This window comes from uncultured Agathobaculum sp. (genome assembly GCF_963927765.1).
GTDB lineage: Bacteria > Bacillota > Clostridia > Oscillospirales > Butyricicoccaceae > Agathobaculum.
In genome coordinates this window covers 12,473-36,188 of record NZ_CAWVCU010000017.1, presented here as the reverse complement: position 1 = coordinate 36,188, position 23,716 = coordinate 12,473, and the positions used below count along the sequence as shown (strand labels likewise).

Annotated in this window: 20 protein-coding genes; 17 read left to right on the top strand and 3 right to left on the bottom strand. The window is 49.5% G+C overall.

Translation table 11 applies throughout. The annotated features are described in order from the left end of the window. Window positions 1-102: 102 nt before the first annotated feature. Window positions 103-1,071, bottom strand: coding sequence for an alpha/beta hydrolase (locus ABGT74_RS01155; RefSeq protein ID WP_346704120.1), 969 nt, complete (start codon window positions 1,069-1,071; stop codon window positions 103-105). A 171-nt stretch (window positions 1,072-1,242) separates the two neighbouring features. Between ABGT74_RS01155 and ABGT74_RS01150 the strand changes: the two genes are divergently transcribed. Further along, window positions 1,243-1,584 (top strand): phenylpyruvate tautomerase MIF-related protein, encoded by a 342-nt coding sequence (locus ABGT74_RS01150; protein ID WP_297282642.1) that lies wholly within the window; start codon window positions 1,243-1,245, stop codon window positions 1,582-1,584. Between the two features lie 208 nt (window positions 1,585-1,792). Here the strand turns inward: ABGT74_RS01150 and ABGT74_RS01145 are convergent, their stop codons facing one another. Then, entirely contained in the window at window positions 1,793-2,278 is a 486-nt protein-coding gene (locus ABGT74_RS01145) for a hypothetical protein (RefSeq protein WP_346704119.1), read from the bottom strand. A 23-nt stretch (window positions 2,279-2,301) separates the two neighbouring features. Continuing rightward, window positions 2,302-4,149: a CapA family protein gene (locus ABGT74_RS01140; RefSeq protein ID WP_346704118.1), complete on the bottom strand. Its 1,848-nt coding sequence runs from the start codon at window positions 4,147-4,149 to the stop codon at window positions 2,302-2,304. Window positions 4,150-4,351: 202 nt separating this feature from the next. Here ABGT74_RS01140 and ABGT74_RS01135 point away from each other — a divergent pair, with 202 nt between their 5' ends. The 16 genes from ABGT74_RS01135 to ileS all read left to right on the top strand — a co-directional run bounded on the left by ABGT74_RS01135 (window position 4,352) and on the right by ileS (window position 23,649). Next, on the top strand, window positions 4,352-4,717 hold the full coding sequence (locus tag ABGT74_RS01135; protein WP_346704122.1) for a metalloregulator ArsR/SmtB family transcription factor: 366 nt from the start codon (window positions 4,352-4,354) through the stop codon (window positions 4,715-4,717). Between the two features lie 4 nt (window positions 4,718-4,721). Next, window positions 4,722-7,166 (top strand): heavy metal translocating P-type ATPase, encoded by a 2,445-nt coding sequence (locus ABGT74_RS01130; RefSeq protein ID WP_346704117.1) that lies wholly within the window; start codon window positions 4,722-4,724, stop codon window positions 7,164-7,166. 106 nt (window positions 7,167-7,272) lie between these two features. Next, window positions 7,273-9,096, top strand: a complete 1,824-nt coding sequence (locus ABGT74_RS01125) for a TIGR03960 family B12-binding radical SAM protein (protein WP_346704121.1) — start codon at window positions 7,273-7,275, stop codon at window positions 9,094-9,096. Next, window positions 9,089-9,757, top strand: coding sequence for a TIGR03936 family radical SAM-associated protein (locus ABGT74_RS01120; protein ID WP_346704116.1), 669 nt, complete (start codon window positions 9,089-9,091; stop codon window positions 9,755-9,757). Before ABGT74_RS01125 ends, ABGT74_RS01120 begins: the two co-directional genes overlap by 8 nt. Before the next feature lie 13 nt (window positions 9,758-9,770). Continuing rightward, a complete protein-coding gene (gene miaB, locus ABGT74_RS01115) occupies window positions 9,771-11,171 on the top strand; it encodes a tRNA (N6-isopentenyl adenosine(37)-C2)-methylthiotransferase MiaB (RefSeq protein ID WP_346704115.1) in 1,401 nt (466 codons plus the stop codon). Window positions 11,172-11,186: 15 nt separating this feature from the next. Further along, window positions 11,187-13,775 (top strand): DNA mismatch repair protein MutS, encoded by a 2,589-nt coding sequence (gene mutS / locus ABGT74_RS01110; RefSeq protein ID WP_346704114.1) that lies wholly within the window; start codon window positions 11,187-11,189, stop codon window positions 13,773-13,775. 18 nt (window positions 13,776-13,793) lie between these two features. Continuing rightward, a complete protein-coding gene (locus ABGT74_RS01105) occupies window positions 13,794-14,081 on the top strand; it encodes a hypothetical protein (RefSeq protein ID WP_346704113.1) in 288 nt (95 codons plus the stop codon). A 25-nt stretch (window positions 14,082-14,106) separates the two neighbouring features. Beyond that, entirely contained in the window at window positions 14,107-16,053 is a 1,947-nt protein-coding gene (gene mutL, locus ABGT74_RS01100; protein WP_346704112.1) for a DNA mismatch repair endonuclease MutL, read from the top strand. A gap of 10 nt (window positions 16,054-16,063) precedes the next feature. Further along, complete coding sequence (gene miaA / locus ABGT74_RS01095; RefSeq protein ID WP_297282634.1) at window positions 16,064-17,005, top strand: tRNA (adenosine(37)-N6)-dimethylallyltransferase MiaA; 942 nt, start codon at window positions 16,064-16,066, stop codon at window positions 17,003-17,005. A 30-nt stretch (window positions 17,006-17,035) separates the two neighbouring features. Further along, on the top strand, window positions 17,036-17,284 hold the full coding sequence (gene hfq / locus ABGT74_RS01090; protein ID WP_297282666.1) for an RNA chaperone Hfq: 249 nt from the start codon (window positions 17,036-17,038) through the stop codon (window positions 17,282-17,284). Window positions 17,285-17,302: 18 nt separating this feature from the next. Next, window positions 17,303-18,580: an HlyD family efflux transporter periplasmic adaptor subunit gene (locus ABGT74_RS01085; RefSeq protein WP_346704111.1), complete on the top strand. Its 1,278-nt coding sequence runs from the start codon at window positions 17,303-17,305 to the stop codon at window positions 18,578-18,580. Further along, window positions 18,577-19,302, top strand: coding sequence for a YggS family pyridoxal phosphate-dependent enzyme (locus tag ABGT74_RS01080; protein ID WP_346704110.1), 726 nt, complete (start codon window positions 18,577-18,579; stop codon window positions 19,300-19,302). Before ABGT74_RS01085 ends, ABGT74_RS01080 begins: the two co-directional genes overlap by 4 nt. Window positions 19,303-19,322: 20 nt before the next feature. After that, window positions 19,323-19,823 (top strand): cell division protein SepF, encoded by a 501-nt coding sequence (locus ABGT74_RS01075; RefSeq protein ID WP_346704109.1) that lies wholly within the window; start codon window positions 19,323-19,325, stop codon window positions 19,821-19,823. A gap of 12 nt (window positions 19,824-19,835) precedes the next feature. Then, the gene (locus tag ABGT74_RS01070) at window positions 19,836-20,102 is read left to right on the top strand and encodes a YggT family protein (protein WP_346704108.1); all 267 of its coding nucleotides are present in this window, start codon (window positions 19,836-19,838) and stop codon (window positions 20,100-20,102) included. Between the two features lie 89 nt (window positions 20,103-20,191). Further along, on the top strand, window positions 20,192-20,830 hold the full coding sequence (locus tag ABGT74_RS01065) for a DivIVA domain-containing protein (RefSeq protein WP_346704107.1): 639 nt from the start codon (window positions 20,192-20,194) through the stop codon (window positions 20,828-20,830). Window positions 20,831-20,856: 26 nt separating this feature from the next. After that, window positions 20,857-23,649, top strand: coding sequence for an isoleucine--tRNA ligase (gene ileS, locus ABGT74_RS01060; protein ID WP_346704106.1), 2,793 nt, complete (start codon window positions 20,857-20,859; stop codon window positions 23,647-23,649). The last annotated feature ends 67 nt before the right edge of the window (window positions 23,650-23,716 follow it).

Sequence of the window (23,716 nt, the reverse complement as noted above, 5' to 3'; positions counted from 1 at the left end):
TTCCACAACCTATCGGCTACATACTCCTTTGGACGGCGCATAAAAGGGCGCGCTGCAGATTTCATTTCTGCAACGCGCCCTTTTCATGCATGGAACGCAAAATCAATTGACCGCCTGAACCTCAGATTCTGCCTGTGCGGCAAGCTGATTTTCCAGCCAGCGAGAAATATCCCCGAAAGCATCCAGCCGACCGAGCTCGTTCAGCACTTCATGCCGTGCATCCTTATAAAAAATGACCTCAATATTTTTTACCCCTGCACCACGATAGAGGTTCACAACACGGCGAACGCCTTCTCCATATTTCCCCACAGGATCTTTATCACCAGACAAGAACAGCAGAGGCAAATTACGCGGTGTGCGGCGAAAAGTATGGGAAGAGTTGGATTTAGCAAGTAGGGTATATAAATCGCGAAAACCGGTTGCCGTGAAAATAAAATTACACTTTTCATCCGATTGATAAAGGGATACCACGTTTTCATCCCGACTGAGCCAATCAAATACGGTATGCGGATTCTTGATTTTTCGATTATAGCCTTTGAATGTCAGGGAGGATAAAAAGCCGCTGCGATACGTCATACCCCGAGAGCGAGCAATAGAATCGGCCAGATGTGCAGCGCTGGCAGCGGCGGCAGTCGGTCCTGCGGTTCCGATTAAGATACAGCCGGATAGTTTATCTCCGTATTCGGTTAAATAAAGCCGGGCAATCAACGAGCCCATGGAATGTCCAAGCAAAAAATAAGGAAGATCGGGATAGCGCTGCTGCATCAGATCAGTTAGCTGCTCGACGTCTTGCACAAGGTACTTCCAGCCGTCACGGGTTGCAAAAAAGCCCAACTCAGAGGAACGAGCAACCGAAGCACCGTGTCCAATATGGTCGTTACCACAGACAATAAAACCGAGACTGCACAGATATTTGGCGAACGCAGTGTAACGTGAAAAATACTCACACATGCCGTGCGAAAGCTGCACAATCCCGCGCACTTCCGTTTTCTCCGGCACAAGAATGTAGTATGTGACATTCGATACACCGTTTGCGCTTTTATAAATATTTTGCGTACACTTGATATTCATAAGCACACATCCGTTCGGCAACTAAGATCATTGCTAATATCATACCACATAAACATACAAATGTGCATTGTTTTTGAGCAAAATTAACAAAGCGTTTATAAATTGTCTGTCTTGTCCTATGGAGACTACCGTGCTATAATAAAGAAAATGTTTGAAAACGAGGTGTAAAGCATGCCATATATCGGCGTTTCAACTTCAAAAAAATTATCAGATGCACAAAAAGATGCACTCAAGTCCGCTTTGGGAGAAAAAATCAGCGTCATTCCTGGAAAAACGGAAAAAGCACTGATGGTGGATATTGCAGACGGGCATACCATGTATTTTGCAGGCGAAAAACGCGAACTTGCGTTTTTGGATGTCCGCTGCTATGGATCAACGGAGTTTGCCAATCAAAAAGCGTTTACCGAAGCTGCCTTTACAGCCGTGCAGGAGACGACCGGACTTGCGGAAGATAGTATCTATTTGACCTACAGCGAATTTGCTAACTGGGGCACCAAGGGCAGTATGAAGTAAACAACAGAAACACAAAAGACACGCCAAGCACACGGCGTGTCTTTTATATTTATCCCATATTGCTTTGCGGCAGACCGACAACCCGAGCCAGCCGGTTGGCAACCGGCAGAAAAAACTGTAACCCCGGTCCATACAGCGTCAGTGCAATAATCGTACCGATTCCCAGCGTACCGCCCAACGCAAAACCGGCTACAATACATCCAAAGTCCTAGATCATCCGCGTCCAGCGAAGCTGTAAAAACGGCAAATGCTCATGAACGATCACTGGAACCAAATCGTTGGCACAAGCGCCGGCCTCCGAACGCACAGAAATGCCAATTCCAATGGAAACAATGATGCAGCCGAGTGCCAGCCAAAGAACGGTGAGGAGGAGGGGACGGTTCTGTGGCAGAAAACAGCTAAACAGATAGGCATAAAAGTCCACCAGCGGCCCAAGGCAGAAAATACAAAAGAGCGTACCCGGATAAATGTATCGTTTGTCAAATAGGAAAATACCAAGCAGACAGATTAGCATCAGTATAGTACTGGCTTGTCCATAACTTATACCAATCTGACGTGAAATGCCCAGCACCAGAATCATAAACGGGTCTGCGCCCACATTCAGCGCCACAAACAGCTGGCTGCCGAATTCTGTTACGGCGACGCCGATGAGCAAGACAAACAGTCTTTGCGGTAAATAGGAAAAACGTTTCATACATCAACATCCTTTTGAGCAACTTAAGCTTTGGTTGGGTGATAATCGTTGCGCCATGATACGGAGGATATTTTATAGGGAATTGCTTGATGCGAAGAAGCAGAAACCGTGCGAGTATTCAGATCAAAGGTGTAATTCTGACGGAAAATCAGACAATTCTTATCCGAAGGGTTATTGTTTCCGCCAAAAACCAGATTGCCCAACGAATATGCGATCGGCTTTCCATTATAAATCTCTACCTCCTGCACCACATGGGGATGGTGCCCAATCACCAGATCTGCACCCTGATCAATGCAGTAATGCCCGATGGCTCGCTGCGTCGCATCGCTATGGTAGGATTTCTCAATGCCCCAATGATAGTTAAAAACGATCAGTTCCGCACCGCGCTGGCGCAAATTGCGGATTGCATCGTCAATGAAATTTTTCTGTGCAGTATCAAACGACCAGCCGACATTGGAGGCAAAGCCGATGCGTACACCTTTTACCGTGACGATCGGCATGCGTGCGTATCCGGATACAGCAACATAAGGGGAAAGATACCGAACCGTATCGTCAAAGCCACGTTGCAAATAATCCATTGAATGATTATTAGCGACCGAAACCACGTCGATACTTCCTTCATCGATCACCTTGGCGTATTCCGGACGCCCCTTAAAGGCAAAGGTTTTATTGGCGTGAACAGTAGCAGTGGTCAGTGTGCCCTCAAAATTGATCATCGTCAAATCATCGTTAAAGAATTCCGAAATGCCGGAGAAAAAGTATGACGGCCCTTTCAAATCATACATTTCATCGAATGAATTACTATATGCAAAATTATGTCCACGGCCTAATGTACAGTCTCCGCCAAAGGTGAGTGCGAGCTGCACACTGTCATAGCCGGGCGCTTCGCGCCAACCATCCGCCACCGCAGTCACTGCCAGCGAGGACTGCATGCGCCGCAAAGACAAAATTGCCTGCTCCACCGTATAGGTTCCGAGCGGGTTAAATTTCCCGTCAGAACCCCCCATAATGGATTGGCCGGTTACATCCGTTCGACCGGAAATATACTTGATTGCTGGGACAGCCCAGCGAGGTATTTCATAACTATCCGAAAACTGCTGCGGCTGCTGGTTTGCTTCAGAGCAACCCAACACATTCATGCAGCGCTGCATCATTGCAGCAGCCTCTGCCCGCGATACAGGATCATTTGGGCGAAAGAGTCCGTTTGAACCATTAACAATGCCTAGACGCGCAGCAATCTCGACGTATACACTCTGCGTGTCTTGAAAGCTGCCGTCAGCAACAAAGGGCAAGCCGCCATCGAGCGGGTCACTCCAGTCTGTCACATTCTCTTGTGTTTCTTCCAGAGGTGGCTCAACGAAATCGCCTTCACTGCTGTTCGTATCCTGATCTTCAGCAGCATCATCCGTGCTATCCTCTACAACATCCTCCATCGGCATTTCTTCGCTTACACCATTCTCTGGTGCGATATTTTCAGCAGGCTCATCTACAGACGGGCAGATGCCATCACCGTTATCCGATACCTCGGATGATGAGTCGGATTTAGCTGATTCCGCATCAGATTGCGCCGGTGTAAGCGGAACCGACTGTAAGAAGATACCCAACTGAGCCGTTAAATCGGTAATAGCAATCTGCCCCTCATGTGCGATCAGATCCACCGTCAGTCGTGCAAGCTCTCCTCGTGTGATAGGTCTCGTATAGTCTGTTCCAAGATCAAATGATGTGGAAATAACACCGCTGTCATAAGCTGCCTGCACTTCACTGACCGCCCATTGGCTCATATGAATGCTACCTGCATCATCCCACGCCCCCGCACAAGTACCTGACAGGAATATCAGCATCAAAATTGCAGCACAAAGCCTTCTTTTCATCTCTTTCACCTTTCCTTCAATGAGCTGTTCTGAAAACCACTCATCACCCCATTTTTCTCATCATACAGGAATTGATATTCCGCTGTCAATTGCATTTCGACGTGTTCTGGCATCAATTGAGGAATTCTTGACAGGATAGCATTTCAATGATACTATTATCTAATAGAAAATTATATTTGCGGGAGGGATTTGGTTGGCTGTTATGCGTCCCCATGAAGAGGCCGAATGCTGCGAAGAACATGTTGTTCATACGGATGCCGTTTCCCATGCACGCGCTGCCATGCCTTGTGAGGAAATCACTTCCGCAGCTTCGGATTTTTTTAAGGCTTTTTCCGATAAAACGCGTCTTCGAATTTTGACCGCACTGGTGACAGAAGAATTATGCGTTTGCGATATTGCTTCTCTATTGGGAATGAGCCAGTCTGCCATCTCCCATCAGCTTCGCTTTTTGAAACAGGCTCGCCTTGTGAAAAGCAGAAAGAACGGAAAAACTGTGTATTACGCGCTTTGCGATGACCATATCCAAATCATTTTGGCACAGGGAATCGCACATGTGCAGGAGGGATAGATGAATGAGTGACAAAAACACCCGTCATGCGGGTCAAGCAGAAGAACAACCACTCGAACAAAGCAGCGCATTACCAGAGTTGGATCATGAGGGTTCTCCGTCCTTCGGAACAGGGGAGGATTTGCCTTCTCCGACTGAGTTATTAAACGATCTCCTCGCCGGATTGGAAGGCGAGATTCAAGGCTCTGAATCTGCTGCGCATGAGGCTGATTCTGCCAATGTAGGGTCATCTGCGGATCAAATGGCAGCTGCTGCAGTGGATGCAACGACCGAACAACCGGTGGAAGAACAGGCGCAAAATCTCAGTGATGCAGACGAGGACGTAAACGTATCTGAGCAGTCTCCCGATCCAATTGATGCGGAAGAAGCGTCTGAAGCGGCAGCAGACAGTGCGCAGGAGGACGATGACGACGAAGCTGCCGAACTGCCGCCCGTAACAGAAACGGCATTGACTGTTGCTCCGAACGGTTCGCACGAAACAGATGGCATGACGCTGATAGAACGCGCACAGTATCACGCGCGCATGCGTCGCCGTGAGCAGACACGTCTGCGTCGTGAGAATGCAAAACGCGGTGCATCCGGTGCGGAAGTACCCTATCAGGCGATGTCTCCAATAGATATGCGGTTTACCCTGATACGTCTGGCAATTGCAGCAATTTTTCTAATTTTCGGTGTTTTACTGCGGCAAACAGGTGTTGGATTTGTTTTCTACCTGATCGCCTATTTGATTACCGTATTGCCGATTGTCGGAACAGTGGCACATCATTTCACTCACGGCAAATATTTTGACGAATATTTGTTGATTCTCATTGCATCTTTGGGTGCATTTTTGTTGGGCAACCGCCCCGAAGCCAGTGCAATTTTAATCCTGCATGATGTAGGAAAAATTGTCAGCGACTTGGTTTTGGCCTCCACACATAAATCTCTTACAAAACAGACCGATTTTATTCCAGACCGTGCATCGGTAGTCAATATGCAGGGGGAAGAACGGCAAGTTACTCCCAGCGAAATAAAAAAAGGCGACTTTGTTCTGGTTCGTTCGGGCGAACGTATACCAATTGATGGCATTGTACTGCGTGGCGAAGGTACAGTGGATGATACTGTTTTGACTGGCGAAAATGAGCCTGTACCGGTTTCCAAAAACGCAAAAGTGCTGGCCGGAAGCTTATATACCGGTTCGCTTCTTCTGTTGCGGGCTGTTGCCCGGTTTGAGGATTGCGCAGTCAATCAAATCCTACGCGTCCAAGAAGAGGGGAAAGAGAAGAAGGCTGCGCTTGAAGATAGTGTTGCACATGGCGCTGCGCGGATCATTCCGGTCATCATCGTTCTGGCAGTGCTGCTATCGATCATTCCGCCGCTGTTCAATTCCGGTACCTCCATGGCCAACTGGATTTACCGTGCTTTAACCATTCTGGTGGTCTGCTGCCCGACAGCGCTGGCAGTATCGGTTCCGCTCTGCTTTTTGTGCGGCAGCGGTCGATTAACGCAAAAGGGCATTCATGTAAAAGGCAGCGAGGCCATTGAAAAAATGGCTGAACTGCGTATGGTTGTGTTTGATAAAACAGGGACCTTAACAGCAGGCAATCTCCGAGTAAAGGAAATCCACGGCACGCAGGACTTTAATCAGGAAAGCTGCTTGGCTTTGGCGGCTGCAGCGGAGCAGTTTTCACAGCATCCGGTGGCGCGCGCTGTTGTAGCGGCTTATCCCAGTGTGCCGCAGAAGATCAGTGAATTTGAAGAATTCCCTGGTCGCGGTGTGCGGGCGCGAATCGGCAACCACAATCTCTTGGCCGGTAACCGCAGACTGATGGTTTCCCGCGGTGTGAAGGGTGTACCGGATATCCCGGGTACAGTGGTATATATCGCATACGAAGGCGAATATGCCGGTGCGATTGTGCTCGAGGATACGGTTCGCCAAGAAGCAGCCGAGACAGTCAAGGGACTAAAAAGCCAGGGCGTCCTTCGCACGGTCATCCTGACGGGTGACACAGAGTTGCCTACCCACCAGGCCGCCGAGGCAATTGGTATTGATACCACGCATTTCGGATTGCAGCCAGAGGAAAAAGCCTCGAAAATGGAGTTTCTCATGCGAACCATTCCAACAGACGGCACAGCGGCCTATGTCGGAGACGGCGTCAACGATATTGAGGAACTCAAAATGGCGGATGTCGGTATCGCAATGGGTGTTTCGGGTTCGCAGCAGTCCGCGTCTGTGACCAACGTTTTGGTGATGAGCAATGATTTGACTAAGCTCAGCGATGCGCTTCGTATTTGCCGCAGAACGCACAGCATTGCGTTGCAAAATATGGTAGTTGTCATTCTGATAAAGATCCTGCTGGCGTTGCTGACGTTGGTAGGCGTAGCTTATATGTGGCAGGCTGTTGCAGCAGATGTGCTGCTCACCGTGTTAACTGTTTTGAATGCAGCCCGCATATTGGGCATCAAGTAAAGCAAAAAGGGGGTCATGCCGGCGCAAGACGGTATGGCCTTTTTGCTCGTTTTATGCTATAATTATTTTGTATTTTGTTTTGGAGGAAACCAACTTGCATAAGAAAATGGAAGCTATTCTGTCCCGCGTGCAAAAGCCTGCACGTTATGTAGGCGGCGAGTGGGGATCAGTGACAAAAGATAAAGCAGGAGTTGATCTGCGCTTCGCTTTCTGTTTCCCGGATACCTATGAAGTTGCTATGTCACATCTGGGTTCCCGTATTTTGTATGGACTGCTAAATGACCAGAAGGGGATCTGGTGTGAGCGTGTATGTGCACCATGGATTGACATGGAAGCGGAAATGCGTGCTCATGATATTCCATTGTACGGTTTGGAAAGCGGCGATCCACTCTATGAGTTTGATATTATCGCCTTCACTTTACAATATGAGCTGTCCTTTACCAACATTTTGAACATGCTCGATCTTGGCGGCATACCAGTGTTGGCAAAAGATCGCACAGAACTCAAGCACATTGTAGCCTGTGGCGGTCCCTGTGCCTATAATCCAGAGCCGCTGGTTGATTTTGTCGATCTATTTATGATCGGTGACGGCGAAGAAATTATGCTGGAGTTTACCGATCTGTATCGCAAAGCCAAGCGAGAGAACTGGAGCAAACAGCAATTCCTGATTGCTGCGGCACAGATCGACGGCATGTATGTGCCGTCGCTGTATGAAGTGAGTTACCATGAAGACGGTACGATAGACCATGTCACACCGACGCACGGTGCCCCTGCGCTCGTACAAAAGCGTATTGTCAAGGATTTGGATACCATGTATTATCCGGAATCCTTTGTAGTGCCGTCGACCGATATTGTGTTCGACCGCGCCATGATTGAACTCTTCCGTGGTTGCCCGCGCGGCTGCCGTTTCTGTCAGGCTGGACACACTTACCGTCCGTTGCGCACCAAATCAAAGGAGACGCTGCTCAAGCAAGCAGAGGCGGTGCTCAAGAACTCGGGCTATGAGGAAATTTCACTTTCCTCGCTCTCTACCAGCGATTACGGAGATCTGTCTGGCTTGACCGAATGCATGCTGGACTACTGCGAACCGCGGCATATCAGCCTTTCACTGCCCAGCCTGCGTGCGGACAGCTTCAGTGCAGAACTTATGCAGCGTGTACAGAAAACACGCAAAAGCGGCCTGACCTTTGCATGCGAGGCCGGCACACAGCGCTTGCGTGATGTCATCAATAAAAACATCCGCGAAGAAGATGTGCTGCATGCATGCGAAATCGCGTTTCAGGGCGGCTGGAACAATGTAAAGCTGTACTTTATGATTGGCTTGCCGACTGAGACAACCGAAGATTTAGACGGCATTTCGGAAATCTGCAAAAAGGTCGCCTATTGCTGGCGCATGAATACAAATAACAAAGCGCGCGGTGTTCGTATCACAGCCTCGGCCTCATGCTTTGTGCCCAAGCCGCAAACCCCGTTCCAGTGGGATGCACAGGATACGCTGGAACAGTTCGTCGATAAGCAGGCGCATATGAAGGAGATCATGCGCACACGCAACGTAACGTATAACTGGCATGACGCCAAAACCTCAGTGCTGGAGGGCGTGATCGCCCGTGGTGACCGACGGCAGGGTGCGGCGATCTATCTGGCTTGGAAGCGCGGCTGTAAAATGGATGGCTGGGATCAGTGCTTTGACTATGAGAAATGGATGCAAGCCTTCGCTGATTGCGGGCTTGATCCGGCCTTCTATGCTTCTCGCCAGCGGCCACTGGATGAGGTATTCCCGTGGGATCATATCGGCTGCGGCACGCGCAAAGAGCATTTAAAACGCGAATGGGAACGCTCGCGTGATGCAATGATTACACCCGACTGCATGCAGCAATGTGCAGGCTGTGGCGCAAATGCGTTGCTGGAAGGGGGCAAGTGTCATGTTTAAAGCACGAATGAAATTTGCCAAAGAGGGAAGAGCCAAGTATATCTCCCACCTTGATCTGATGCACACCATGCAGCGCGCAATGGCTCGATGCCAGATGCCGCTTTGGTTTACAGAAGGTTTTAATCAGCATGCCTATGTGTCTGTGGCATTGCCGCTTTCAACCGGTTATTCCGGTGAATGCGAATTTCTGGATTTCAACATCATCGCCGATGCCGTTCCGGAAAATGCCGTTGAAGCGCTCAATGACGTTTTTCCAGAAGGACTGCGTGCCATTGAAATTTATCCGCTGGAAGATGGCGGTATGAAGGTCGGTGCGATTGCATGGTCACAATACCGTATTACTTGGGGTTTTGAAGATGGCATCCCATCCGGGTTTCTGCCCGCCGTGCGGGAGCTGTTTGGTCGGCAGAAGGTCGAAATCGTCAAGCGCAGCAAGCGCGGTGAAAAGACCGTCAACATGAAAGAATTGATGCGCGACTTGACGCTGTCTGAAATAGATGGAGAAGTCGTTGCAGTTGTGACTACTGCGGCCGGCAACAACAACATGAGCCCAGAATACCTGACTCGTGCCATACGGCAATATCTGTCGCAGTTCGACATTCCGTTCTGCGCCCATCACCGCCTGAATGTATTTACCTCAGACGGCATTCCATTCCGATAAGAGGAGGCAAACCATGCCATCACCCGTTACCGTTTCCGAAGAACAACTGCAATCACAGTTTACCTATATCGACGCGGTTTCCGCTCTGATCCGCGATAAGCAGCTGCGCGCTTACACGCATACGTTTGGTTGCCAGCAGAATGAAGCGGATACCGAACGCATCCGCGGCATGCTACACGAAATGGGATATCGCATGACTGACCGACCGGAGGATGCAGATTTTATCCTGTATAACACCTGTGCAGTGCGGGAACATGCAGAGGATCGTGCATTTGGCAACATTGGCGCACTCAGCCATCTGAAAAAGCAGCGTCCTGATGTTGTGATTGCACTGTGCGGCTGCATGGCACAGCAGGAGAAAAACGTAGAGAAAATCAAAAAAAGCTATCCTCAAGTCAGCCTGCTGTTCGGTACGCATGCGCTTTGGCGCTTCCCATCATTGCTGTATCGCGTGCTTACTGAAAAGAAGCGTGTCTTTGACATCGGTGGTGAGGATGATATCGCCGAGGGATTACCGGTATTACGCGCACAGGGACCAAAGGCTTGGCTGTCCATCATGTATGGCTGCAACAACTTCTGCACCTATTGTATCGTACCCTATGTGCGTGGGCGCGAGCGTTCCCGCCGTCCTGAGGAAATCGAAAAAGAGTTGCGAGAGCTTGTGGCGGCAGGATATAAGGAGATCACCTTACTGGGGCAAAATGTCAACTCTTATGGCAAAGACTTGGGACTGGATATCGACTTTGCTGATTTGCTGCGCCGCTTAAACGCTGTGCCAGGTGAGTTCTGGCTACGGTTTATGACAAGTCACCCCAAGGACGCTTCACCACGTCTGTTTGACGCGATGGCGCAGTGTGAGAAAGTTGCCAAACAACTGCATCTGCCGTTTCAGTCTGGCAGTGATGAAATTCTGCGTCGCATGAACCGTCGATATACGGCAGAAGAATATCGTGCTCTGATTGCAGATGCGCGGGCAAAAATGCCAGATATCACCTTGTCAAGCGATATTATTGTCGGTTTTCCGGGAGAAACCGAAGAGGATTTCGAACAAACCCTACAACTGGTCGAAGACGTGCGCTTTGACTTGCTGTTTACCTTCCTGTATTCTCCCCGTACTGGTACGCCTGCGGCCTCTTACGAAGATAATGCGACACCGCAGGAAAAACAGCAGCGCTTCGAGCGCCTGCTAAATGCGCAGGATGCCATCGTTTCTGAACGGCAAGCTGCTTATCAGGGAAAAAAAGTGCGGCTGTTGGTAGACGGCACAGCGAAAGGACCGGAATATCCTTTCACGGCGCGTACCGAAGGCAATCTTCTGGTATGTGTACGTGGCACAGATATTGAGATTGGCTCGTTCATAGAAGCTGAAATCGAAAAAACCAGCCTGCGCTGCCTGTTTGCGCGAAAAATATAGAAAGAGGTCGAAAAAATGGCACAACTTACGCCCATGATGAAACAGTATTTTGAAATCAAGAACAAAAACAAGGATTATATTCTGTTTTATCGTTTGGGCGATTTCTACGAAATGTTTTTTGATGACGCTAAGCTGGTTTCCCGCGAGCTTGAACTGACGCTAACCGGTCGTGACTGCGGACAGGAAGAGCGGGCACCCATGTGCGGCGTGCCCTACCACAGTGCTGAAGGCTATATTGCAAAGCTGGTGCGTAAGGGCTACAAAATTGCCATCTGCGAGCAAGTGGAGGACCCCAAGCTTGCCAAGGGACTGGTCAAGCGTGAAATTGTGCGCCGTGTTACTCCCGGAACGGTTGTGGAAGCCTCCATGCTGGAAGAAGAGCGCAACAACTTTCTTGGCTGCGTTTACGCGGAGCAGGGGGGGATCGGCGTATGCTTTGCCGATATCACCACCGGCGAGATTTGGGCGACCGGTTCGGATAGCTGGCAGGATATTGCCAGCGAGTTTGGCCGTTTTGGGCCGAGAGAGGTGCTGGTTGGCGGTGCTGCCCCATCAGCTGATGCCTTTCTCCACTTTCTGAAAGAGCGCTTGGAAGCCTTAGTCGAGCCAATGCCTGAGGAGCGCTTCGATATGCAAAGGGCAGCGGAACACATTCGCTCCCATTTTCATATAGAAGACTTTTATGCTGCTGGTCTGACGGATTTGCCGCAGACCATTCAATGTTTGGGCGGTCTGCTTTCTTATCTGGAACAGACGCAGCAGGCAAGTCTTGCTGCACTTAACCATTTGCAAGTCTTTCATCAGGGTCAATACATGGAACTCGATTTGATTGCGCGCCGCAATCTGGAATTATGTGAAACCATGCGCACCAAGGAGAAAAAGGGAACACTCCTTTGGGTGCTTGACCACACAAAAACCGCCATGGGCTCGCGCCTGATTCGTCAGTGGCTGGAAAAACCGCTGTACAATCCACTGCATATCGTACGCCGCCAACAGGCGGTTGGGGCGTTGTGCGATGATGTCATTGCTCGTTCCTCACTGTCAGATTCTTTGAAAAAGATATTTGATATCGAGCGTCTGATCGGACGCATTACCTATGGCACAGCCAACTGTCGAGATTTGCGCGCGCTGTCTTCCGCTATTGCGTGCCTTCCGGAGATTCGGGAGCAGGCGGCTCAGTTTTCGCAGCCTATGCTGCGAGAGATTACTTCTAACATGGATCTGCTGGAGGATATCCATGCTCTGGTCGAACTGGCCATCGTGGAGGAACCGCCCATCTTGCTCCGTGAAGGTGGACTCATTCGGTCGGGTTACAACGAGGAAATTGATTATCTGCGCGATCTGGCATCCGGCGGAAAAGGGAAAATTGCCGCCATTGAGCAGACCGAACGGGAAAAGACGGGTATTAGCAAGCTGAAAATCGGCTATAACCGTGTGTTTGGCTACTATATTGAGGTCAGCAAATCCAGCATTGATGCAGTCCCGGATTACTATATCCGTAAACAGACGCTTGCCAATGGAGAACGGTACATCACAGAGGAACTCAAGCAACTGGAGAGCACTGTATTGGGTGCGCAGGAGCGCTTGACCTCTCTGGAATATGATGTATTCGTTTCTGTGCGGGAGCAGATTGCCGAACAAGTGCATCGCGTCCAGAAAACCGCGCAAGCCGTTGCCGCACTTGATGTGCTATGCGCTCTGGCTGAAGTGGCCTGCGATAATAACTATGTTTGCCCGGTGGTGGATTTTTCCGACCGCATCGAGATTCACGACGGCCGTCATCCGGTGGTGGAAAAAATGCTGGCGGACAGCCTGTTTATCCCGAATGATACGGTATTGGACGGCAGTGAAAATCGCGTAGCAATCATCACCGGCCCAAACATGGCGGGCAAATCGACTTACATGCGGCAAGTAGCGCTCATTACCATTATGGCGCAGATTGGCTCATTTGTTCCTGCATCCTCCGCTCACATCGGCGTGGCTGACCGCGTGTTTACTCGGGTAGGCGCATCCGATGATCTGGCAAGCGGACAATCCACCTTTATGGTGGAAATGAGCGAGGTTGCTGATATTCTCAAGCACGCAACCAAGTCCAGCCTGTTGATTCTCGATGAAATCGGTCGCGGCACTTCTACTTATGACGGTATGTCAATTGCCCGCGCTGTGATCGAATACGTTGCGGATAAGCGCAAGGTTGGAGCGCGGGCGTTATTTGCTACTCATTATCATGAGCTTACCGTGCTGGAGGATATGGTCAATGGCGTAAAAAACTATAATATCGCGGTGAAAAAACGCGGTGATGATATTACATTCCTGCGCAAGATCGTACGCGGTGGAGCAGATGACAGTTACGGTATTGAAGTTGCTAAGCTGGCAGGCATTCCTAATGCGGTTATCAAACGAGCAAAAGCTGTGCTGGCAGATCTGGAAGCAACCATGTCAAAACCAGAATTGCATGAAGTGACTGAGGATGAAGGTCCGCAGGTCACGATGGAAGCACTGACTGATAGCGCGGTCGCACAACGGCTGCGTGCTCTGCAAGTGGATACCATGACACCGATTGAGGCACTTAATGCCTTATATGAACTGAAAAAAATGCTCTAGATTAATGGAGGCGACTTGATGGCTGAACGAAAATGCCTGTGTTGCGGTGTACCATTGGAACGAATTGTTTGCAGTACGATCCAACTCGGCAAGACCAGTTGGATTTTTGGCGACCTGCCAAATCTCCTATCCGGTGGGCTTGACGTGATGATCATGTCCTGCCCGCAGTGCGGCCGAATTGAGCTGTTTCAGCCTACCGACGAGGACCGTCATGTGACGCAGTCCAAAGTTACTTGCCCCGAATGTGGCAAACAGTCCGCGCTCGGTACACACCGCTGTCCGAACTGCGGTCACGCATTTTATTGAGAATCCTAAGTGGAAAGGACCCAACATGGCAATCATTCACGAATTATCCCCGCATCTAGCCGATCTGATCGCGGCGGGCGAAGTCGTTGAGCGACCCGCTTCCGTGGCCAAAGAGCTGATTGAAAACGCGATTGATGCAGGCTCGACCCGCGTCACGATTGAGATTGAAAACGGCGGGATCAGCTATCTGCGCATTGCTGACAATGGATGTGGCATGTCCGCAGAGGATGCACCGATCGCATTCCGCCGCCATGCAACCAGCAAGCTCCGCACCGAGGCAGATTTGACCGCTATCGGCACGCTGGGCTTCCGCGGTGAAGCGTTAGCTGCCATTGCATCGGTGACCCGAATTGATTTGTTCACACGGCAGAAGGGTGCGATTGCTGGACTGCATTTACACCTCGAGGCCGGTGAAATCCAGACACAGGAGGAGGCAGGCTGTCCGGAGGGCACCACGATCGTGGTGCGTGATTTGTTCTATAACACGCCTGCACGCATGAAATTTCTGAAGAAGGATTTTACCGAAGCAGGGTATATCCTCAGTGTCGTGCAGCATGCTGCATTATCCCATCCGGAAATTGCTTTTTGCTTGATCCGTGACGGCAAGCAGGTGTTTTCTACTGACGGAAAGGGAAAACTGATGGCGCCGGTATTTGCTGTGTTTGGAAAAGAAATGACCGCAAACATGATTGAGGTGCCACGTTGCGAGCGCAACGGAATGACGGCTTATGGATACATTGTCAAGCCGCATGCTGGACGCCCCAATCGCTCGATGCAGCACTTTTTTGTCAATGGTCGATATGTGAAAAGCAGACTCATGCAGGCAGCGCTTGAAGAGGCATACCGCAATGCAATGATTACTGGCAAATATCCATCTGGTGCAGTATTTCTTGAACTGCCGCTCGCCGCAGTGGATGTCAATGTGCACCCAGCAAAAACCGAAGTCAAATTCTCGCAAGAGAAGCCCGTGTTTGAAGCAGTTTACGTCGCTTGTAAAAATGCGATTGCGGCCAATGACAATATGCCGTATTTGACACATCAAGAGAAAAAAACCGTCGAAGAAAAACCGAAAGAAAGCATTCCAGTTTATACGCAGCAGCGTTTTGCTGTCTCTAAACCTGCAACACCCGTTTCGTCAACCGCAAAAATGCCGGAGCCACCGGAACTGGAAGATTTTCTAGTTGCTGTGCCGCCCCGTGCGAAAAAGCCATCCTTCTCGGGGACCTATGCCGCAGCACCACGCATTATACAAGAGAATCGCAGTGATCTAGCGTTCCATCATCGCATAGACGAGCCGATGCCTGAGCATAAGCCAGCCCCAATCGTGCAGACGCCATCCGAGCCTGTCACCAAAAGGGGAACCGACGCACAACCAAGTACTGCACAAAGCTTGGAACCGCTTGACAGCGGTGCGCGTGTGATCGGAGAATGTTTTCAGACCTATCTGATCGCCGAAGACCGGGATGGTTTGATCCTGATTGACAAGCATGCCGCGCACGAGCGATTATTGTTCAATCAGCTTCGGCAGGAAACCGAAATCCCACAGCAGGAGTTGTTGACACCGGTTATCGTAGAATTAACCGGTGAGGAAGCATCTGCCGTTCAATCCGGTCTAGAAGAAATTCGACAAGCTGGTTTTGCGATCGACAGCTTTGGCGAAAACAGCTTCGCTGTGCGCAGCGTACCGGCATATCTGGATAGTGCGGATGTGCCCAGCGTGATTGGCGAGTTGGCAGAAAAGCTGATGCACAGCCGCACCGCGGTTCCAGACCGATTGGATGACCTGATTCATACGGTCGCATGCAAAGCGGCAATCAAAGCAGGGAAGGCATCGTCGAGGACAGAATTGCAGGCTCTATGCGACCGCGTACTGGCCGATAATGATGTACAGTCCTGTCCACACGGCAGACCGACAACTGTCAGGCTGACCAAATATGAATTAGATAAACTGTTCAAGCGTGTCAATCAATAAGGAGTTCAGAATGCAAAACCGTTTGATCTGCATTTGCGGGCCGACTGCAAGCGGAAAAACCGCGTTGTCGGTTGCATTGGCAAAACAATTGCATACAGAAATTATCTCAGCGGATTCCATGCAGATCTATCGCGGTATGGACATTGGCACCGCAAAGCCGACCATGGAAGAACGACAGGGGATCCCACATCATTTGTTGGACATCTGCGAACCCAACGAACCGTTTTCCGTTGCGCGATATGTAGAATTGGCTGATGCCGCAGCACAGGACATTCTATCGCGCGACATGATGCCAATTGTAGTCGGCGGAACCGGTCTGTACATGGATGCATTGATCGAATGCAGTACGTTTTCTGGTGATGAAACAGATTTGACCGTGCGACACAAATATCAGCACATGGCGGAAACACAAGGCAATCTGTCGGTGCATGCACGTCTGGCAATGGTTGATCCAGAAAGCGCACAGCGGCTGCACCCCAATAATCTTAAGCGCGTCATTCGTGCCTTAGAAGTATATGAGCAGACAGGTATGACGATAGGGGAATTTAACCGTCAGCATAAGCGCTCAATCCCCAAATATACCGCCATAAAAATCGGCGTATGCCCGGCAGAGCGACAAACACTGTATGACCGCATTGACCAACGCGTCGATCAAATGCTGTCTGACGGTTTGCTGGAGGAAACACAGCGCCTCCTTTCAAAAGGCGAACTCACAGGAACTGCAGCGCAAGCGATTGGCTATAAAGAACTGCTGGGCTACTTACAAGACAAGGATTCTTTGCATTCTTGTGTGGAATTACTCAAACAACGCAGTCGAAATTATGCAAAAAGACAGTTAACATGGTTAAAAAGGGATGACAGCATCCATTGGATTTATTATAATAGAGCTGAGGACTTCTCATACGTTTTACAGGAAGCGACAGAATATCTACGAAACCAAAGTGTACAATGATACCATAAATTGTAAAATATTGGAGGAATCATTGTGCGAAACGAAATCAATTTGCAGGACCGGATGCTGTGCGCATTGCGCCAGCAAGGAATCAATACCACTGTTTTTTTGACAAATGGATTTCAGATGCGCGGAACCATCCGTGGATATGATAATTTTGTTGTGATATTGGATAGCGACGGAAAGCAGCAAATGATCTATAAACATGCTATTTCCACCCTGATCCCGCAGAATCGTGTTGATCTGCATGCACCCAGAGAGGAGCGTGCAGCGGAATGATAAGATACGAGGTTCCTTATGCAGCAACAAACAGGCAAAAAGCAAAAGCATACAAGAAGCGGCATAAACAGCAGAATTATTCTTCTGTTGATTGCTGTTGTAATACTTATATATCTTGGACAGAAAATCATCAGCGCTTTTTCTGTCGGCATTGAGACCACACCTGCGGTTCGGGTCACAGTCAATGACAGTATCACCGCGCAAGGATGGTTCTTTCGTGATGAAATCCCTGTTAGCGGCAGTACAGGGGGATCTGTCAAACACATCGTATACAGCGGTGAGCGCGTGCAGCAAAGTGCGCCGCTTGCCATCGTTTATTCTGATGCAGACGCACTCGCGCTGAGCCAACAGCTTGATCCATTGGAAAACCGCATTGATTTACTCGACACAGCTTTGCAGTCTGCAACAGACGGTTCCGATGCTTCCAAGCTGGACCAGATGATTATTTTGTCCATGCAGCAAATGGCCGCGCAGACCAAAAATGGCTCTGGCTCTGCTTTGAACTCTTCTGCCCAATCTCTCCGCACACTGGCACTGCGTCGCGAAGCCGACAATGTGGATACGGCAGCCATTACAGCCGAGCGCGACGCTTTGGTCACGGAACGAGACAGCTTAAACGCACAGTTATCCGGCCACACTACACAGCTGACAGCGCCTGCAACCGGTTATTTTTCCGAAGTTGTAGATGGCTACGAAGAAATACTTACACTGGATGAATTGGACGACCTCACGATAAATCGGTTCCATGAATTAACCGAGACAAAGCCCATCGTCAGTGATCAGACATGGGGAAAAATGATTCAAGGATTCACGTGGTATCTGGTTGCTGAGATCTCCCAAGAAGATGCAGACCGCTTTTCAGTAAGGCAAAGTCTTCGTGTCAATTTCACCCAGGCTTCTCTAGAGACCCCTGTTTCGGTCTATTCCATTGTAAAAGACCGCACCAGCGAAACGGCGTTAATCGTTTTAGCCGGTACGGAATTCAACAGTGAAATGGTCTCCATGCGTCAACAACCGATTGAAATCATCATTTCAACCTATACCGGATTGAAAGTTCCAAAAGAAGCGGTTTATGTACAGGAAACGACTACCAGTGATGGCAAAACCCAAAAGCAAGACGGCGTATTCATTCTCAGCGGCAGCTTCCAAAAGTTTAAAATCATCAATAAACTATATGAAGCTGATGATTATTACGTGGTTGAACAAAGCGCGACCAATTCGGACATGCTGGTAGAGCAAGATCAAATTATTGTTAGCGGAAAAAATTTGCAAAATAATATGGTGGTGAAGACATGACGGAACAGGAAAGCAGAGAGCTCAAAAATCGTATTGCAGCAGTGCTGGAGCGTGTCGCGCAGGCTGCACAACGTGCAGGGAAAAATCCAGAGGACATTATTTTGGTTGCTGCATCAAAAATGAATGATGCAGAACGAGTGCGTGCGGCTATTTCTGCCGGAATCAAGGTATGCGGCGAAAACCGTGTACAGGAATTGCTGGAAAAATATGAGCAACATGCGTATGATGGGGCAGATCTGCAATACATCGGCACCCTTCAAACCAATAAAGTCAAATATCTGATAGGCAAGGTATCTTTGATTCAATCGGTTGGCTCTGTCCATTTGGGAGAAGCCATTGCTAAGGCCGCAGCCAAGCACGGTATATGTCAGGATATCCTTTTGGAGGTAAATATCGGTAGGGAAGCAGCCAAGAGTGGTCTGCTGATTGAGGAGTTGGATGAAGCGATTTCCAGATTAAGTGAACAAAAATCGCTGCATATTCGCGGTTTAATGGCAATTCCGCCGATTGCGGATGAAATATCGAAAAATTCAAGCTACTTTCACGAAATGCAACAAGTATTTGTTGACATTTTGACGAAAAAATACGATAATGTAAATATGGATTATTTGTCTATGGGAATGACGAATGATTTCGAAACGGCGATTGAGTGCGGTGCAAACATGGTTCGCATCGGCACAGCGATTTTTGGTGCGCGTCCGTATCAGATCGTTTCGCCCTAAAACATAAGGAGGAACTTTGCATGGGTTCGATCAAAGGCTTTATCGATTGGGTTAAAGGCGAGGATGTCGAAGACGAATACGAAGAAGAACTGCCCCGCCAGCGCAATGAAGAGCCGGTGAAAAGTAGTGCGCCGTCATCCTATGAGCGGTCGTACGAAAGATCCTATGGCCGGTCTTATGATAGTGCATCAACGGAAGCGTCTTCGCCCCGCCGTGGAAATAAAGTGGTCAACATCAACACAACAACGCAGCTCGCCGTGGTGTTGGTCAAGCCGGATCGCTTCGAGAATGCAGCTGAAATTGCCGATCATTTAAAAGATAAGCGTACAGTCGTACTGAATCTGGAGCAGACCAATAAGGATATTGCGCGGCGTCTTGTGGATTTTCTCAGCGGTGTAGCATATGCCAACGAAGGTAAAATCAAAAAGGTTGCAAACAGCACATACATCATTACCCCTTATAATGTTGACATTATGGGGGACTTGATTGACGAACTGGAAAGCAGCGGTATGTATTTTTAAGGTTATGGTGCCGTGAACACAATTATAATTTATATAGTAGCCAGCCTGCTGCGGATTTTGCAATTTCTTTTTTTTGCACGAGCCATCATGAGCTGGTTTGCGCAAGGCGGCAGTTCACAGATATATGAATTTTTATGTCTTGTGACAGAACCACTTATCCAACCGTTCCGCAGTTTACTCAGCCGTATTGATGCGCTGCGAGGCAGTCCGTTTGACTTGGCGTTTTTGCTGGCGTTCTTTGTTCTGATTGCATTGGAGCAAGTGTTATACATGCTTTAAGCCTGTCGAAAATACGGCGTATCGGTGGTCGGGCGGTGCCCGACCATTTTCCCGTAAGCGACAAGAGATAAAAAACGGAGGAATAACATATGACGGTGCAGGAAATTCAGGAAATCGGCTTTGAAAAAGCGGTTTTCGGCGGATACGATATGAAATCGGTCGACACTTTTTTGGAGCGTGTTGCAGAAGAGTTTGCTGCAATGCAGAAGGAAAATGCTGCATTGAAAGCAAAAATGAAGGTTCTGGTTGATAAAATCGAGGAATACCGCGGCGTGGAAGACGGCATGCGGCGGGCTCTAATGAGCGCACAGACGATTGCGCAGGACACCATCGACAAGGCCAAACAAGAGGCGCAGGATATTGTCACAGCCGCAAAAGATGAAACGGAAAACAAAGTCAAAAATACACGTGATGAAATTACGCTGGAAGAGCAGAAGCTTGAAGCCGCAAAAAAGAGCACACTGGAATTTGTTGCACGCATTTCTGCAGCGTATCAGGCACAGGCCAAGGCTTTGGTAGAACTGGCCAAAGCGGAAAAATTGGTTGGCCAGCAACAGGAACCAGCAGTACAGCCCACACCGTCGAAAGCTCCGGTGCAGCAGCAGACTCCTGCCCAGCCTGAGCCACAAGAGGAACAGGCAGATGCTCCCATCGAGGATGCTACACGCAAATTTGACTTTGGCGAATTAAAATTTGGTGCCGACTATGACCCCAAGGAAGTAAAGTAACAATCGAAAGGACTGAACACTGCACCATGCAGCAGGATTACAATAACACGATCAATCTACCAAAAACTGAATTTCCGATGCGTGCAGGCCTGCCCAAGCGCGAACCGGGCTTTCTGGAGAATTGGGAAAAGGACGACCTGTATCACGAATTGATGAAGAAGAACGAAGGCAAGCCGCTTTTCGTTCTGCACGATGGCCCTCCGTATGCGAATGGCAACCTGCATATGGGACATGCACTCAATAAGATTCTGAAGGATTTTATTGTGCGCTCCCGCAATATGATGGGCTATCAGGCGCCGTATATTCCCGGCTGGGATACGCACGGCCTGCCGATTGAACGTCAGGCGATCAAGGCCTACGGCATGGATCGTGATAAGGTCTCCACTGCGGAATTCCGTTCGAAGTGTGAAGAGTTTGCGCACGATCACGTCAACACACAGCGCACGCAGTTCAAGCGCCTTGGTGTCATTGGTGACTGGGAGCGTCCGTATTTAACCTTGACCCATGATTATGAAGCCACTCAGATTGAGATTTTTGGCGAAATGGCAAAGAAGGGCTATATCTACAAGGGCATGAAGCCGGTTTATTGGTGCCCGCATGACGAGACTGCTCTGGCAGAGGCTGAGATCGAGTATCAGGACGAGCCGTGCTCTTCGATTTATGTCAAGTTCCATGTGACGGATGATAGGGGCGGCAAGATTGCTGCCATTACTAGCAGCTTGGACAATGTTTACTTTGTCATCTGGACCACGACGACTTGGACACTTCCGGGCAACCTCGCCATTTCGGTCAATCCCGTCTATGAATATGATTTGGTCAAGGTTCCCTCCGGCGAGATTTATGTGCTTGCTAAAGAATTAGTAGAGTCTGTGATGCAGGCATCTAAGATTGACTCGTGGGAAGTGCTCGGTACATTGCTGGGTTCGGACCTTGAGCTCATGCGCACCAAGCACCCGATCATGGATCGTGAAAGTGTTGTCATCTGCGGCGATCATGTTACACTGGATGCCGGTACCGGCTGTGTTCATACAGCGCCGGGCTTTGGTGCTGACGACTTTATCGTTTGCCAGAAATATGATATTCCGATCATCGTTCCGGTTGATGGCAAGGGCATGACAACCGCAGAAGCTGGCAAGTACGCGAATATGTACTATGAAAAGACCACACCGATCATCCTGGAAGATCTGAAAGCTGAAGGCGCATTGCTCGCGATCGAAGAGATTGTGCACAGCTATCCGCACTGCTGGCGCTGCAAAAACCCGATCATCTTCCGTACAACTGAGCAGTGGTTCTGTTCAGTGGACGCGCTGAAGGATGACGCTGTTAAGGCTTGTGAAAACATCCAGTGGATTCCCGGCTGGGGCGAAGAGCGCATGACCTCGATGATCCGTGAGCGTTCGGACTGGTGTATCTCCCGTCAGCGCGTTTGGGGCGTTCCGATTCCGATTTTCACCTGCAAGAAGTGCGGTAAGCCGCTGGTGAACGAACAGACAATCAAGATTGTTGCCGACCTGTTCCGTGAAAAGGGCTCGAATGCTTGGTTTGATATGGAGCCGTCCGAAATTCTGCCGGCTGATATCAAGTGTGAATGCGGCTGCAGTGATTTCGATAAAGAAACCGACACCATGGATGTTTGGTTCGACTCTGGTTCTTCTTGGCGTGCTGTCATTGAAAATCGCGAGCAGCAGACCACGCCTGTTGACGTTTATCTGGAAGGCAACGACCAGTATCGCGGCTGGTTCCAGTCCTCTATGCTGACCTCGATTGCCACACAGGGTAAGGCGCCGTATAAGACGGTCATTACCCATGGTATGATCGTGGATGAAGAGCGCCAGAAGATGTCTAAGTCGCTCGGCAACGGTATTGCGCCAGACGATATTCTGAACCAGTATGGCGCGGATGTTATGCGCCTTTGGGTTGCGTCCTCCGACTATCGTCAGGATATGCGTATTTCCAAGGACATGCTCAAGCATCTGTCGCAGAATTATCTGAAGATTCGCAACACGGCACGCTATATTCTGGGCAATCTGTTTGATTTTGATCCCAAGACAGATATGGTTGCATATGCAGAACTGCCGGAACTGGATAAGTGGGCTTTGATGCGCCTGAATGAGCTGGTTGCAAAGGTTCGCGAAGGCTATGATTCCTATGAGTTCCATACGGTGTTCCATGCGATTCACAACTTCTGTGTCGTTGATATGTCAAATTTCTATCTGGATGTTATCAAGGATCGCCTATACTGTGATGACACGGCGGGTTTGAGCCGTCGTTCCGCTCAGACTGCTATGTATCACATCCTCAGCGCACTGGTGCGCATGCTTTCTCCGATTCTCTGCTTCACAGCAGATGAAATCTGGCAGTCTATGCCGCATACCACAGAGGATGATGTGCGCAACGTGGCGTATAATGAGATGCCTGCGGCAGATGATGCGCTGTCGTTTAGCGACGCGGATGCCCAAAAGTGGGCCAAGCTCACTGCTTTCCGTGATGACGTCAACAAGGCGTTGGAAGGTGCCCGCAATGCCAAGACGATTGGCAAGCCGCTAGAGGCCTGTGTGACGGTTTACGCCGATGCAGAACTTGCTGCTTTCCTGAACGGCTGCGGTCAGGATTTGGCTGATCTCTGCATTGTCTCTGAGCTTTCGGTTGCAGAAGGCACTGGAGAAGGCATGGCAAGCGAAAATCTGCCGGGTCTGACGATTGCAGTTGCCCGTGCAGCAGGGGAGAAATGCCTGCGTTGCTGGAAGCAATCCAAGTCGGTTGGTACCGATGCAAAGCATCCTGCTTTGTGCGCACGCTGTGCCAAAGTGGTAGGATAATAAAATCAAAAAGGGGAACAGAATGCTCGTTCTGTTCCCCCTTTTTAAGCGATGAGGAGTTCGTAAG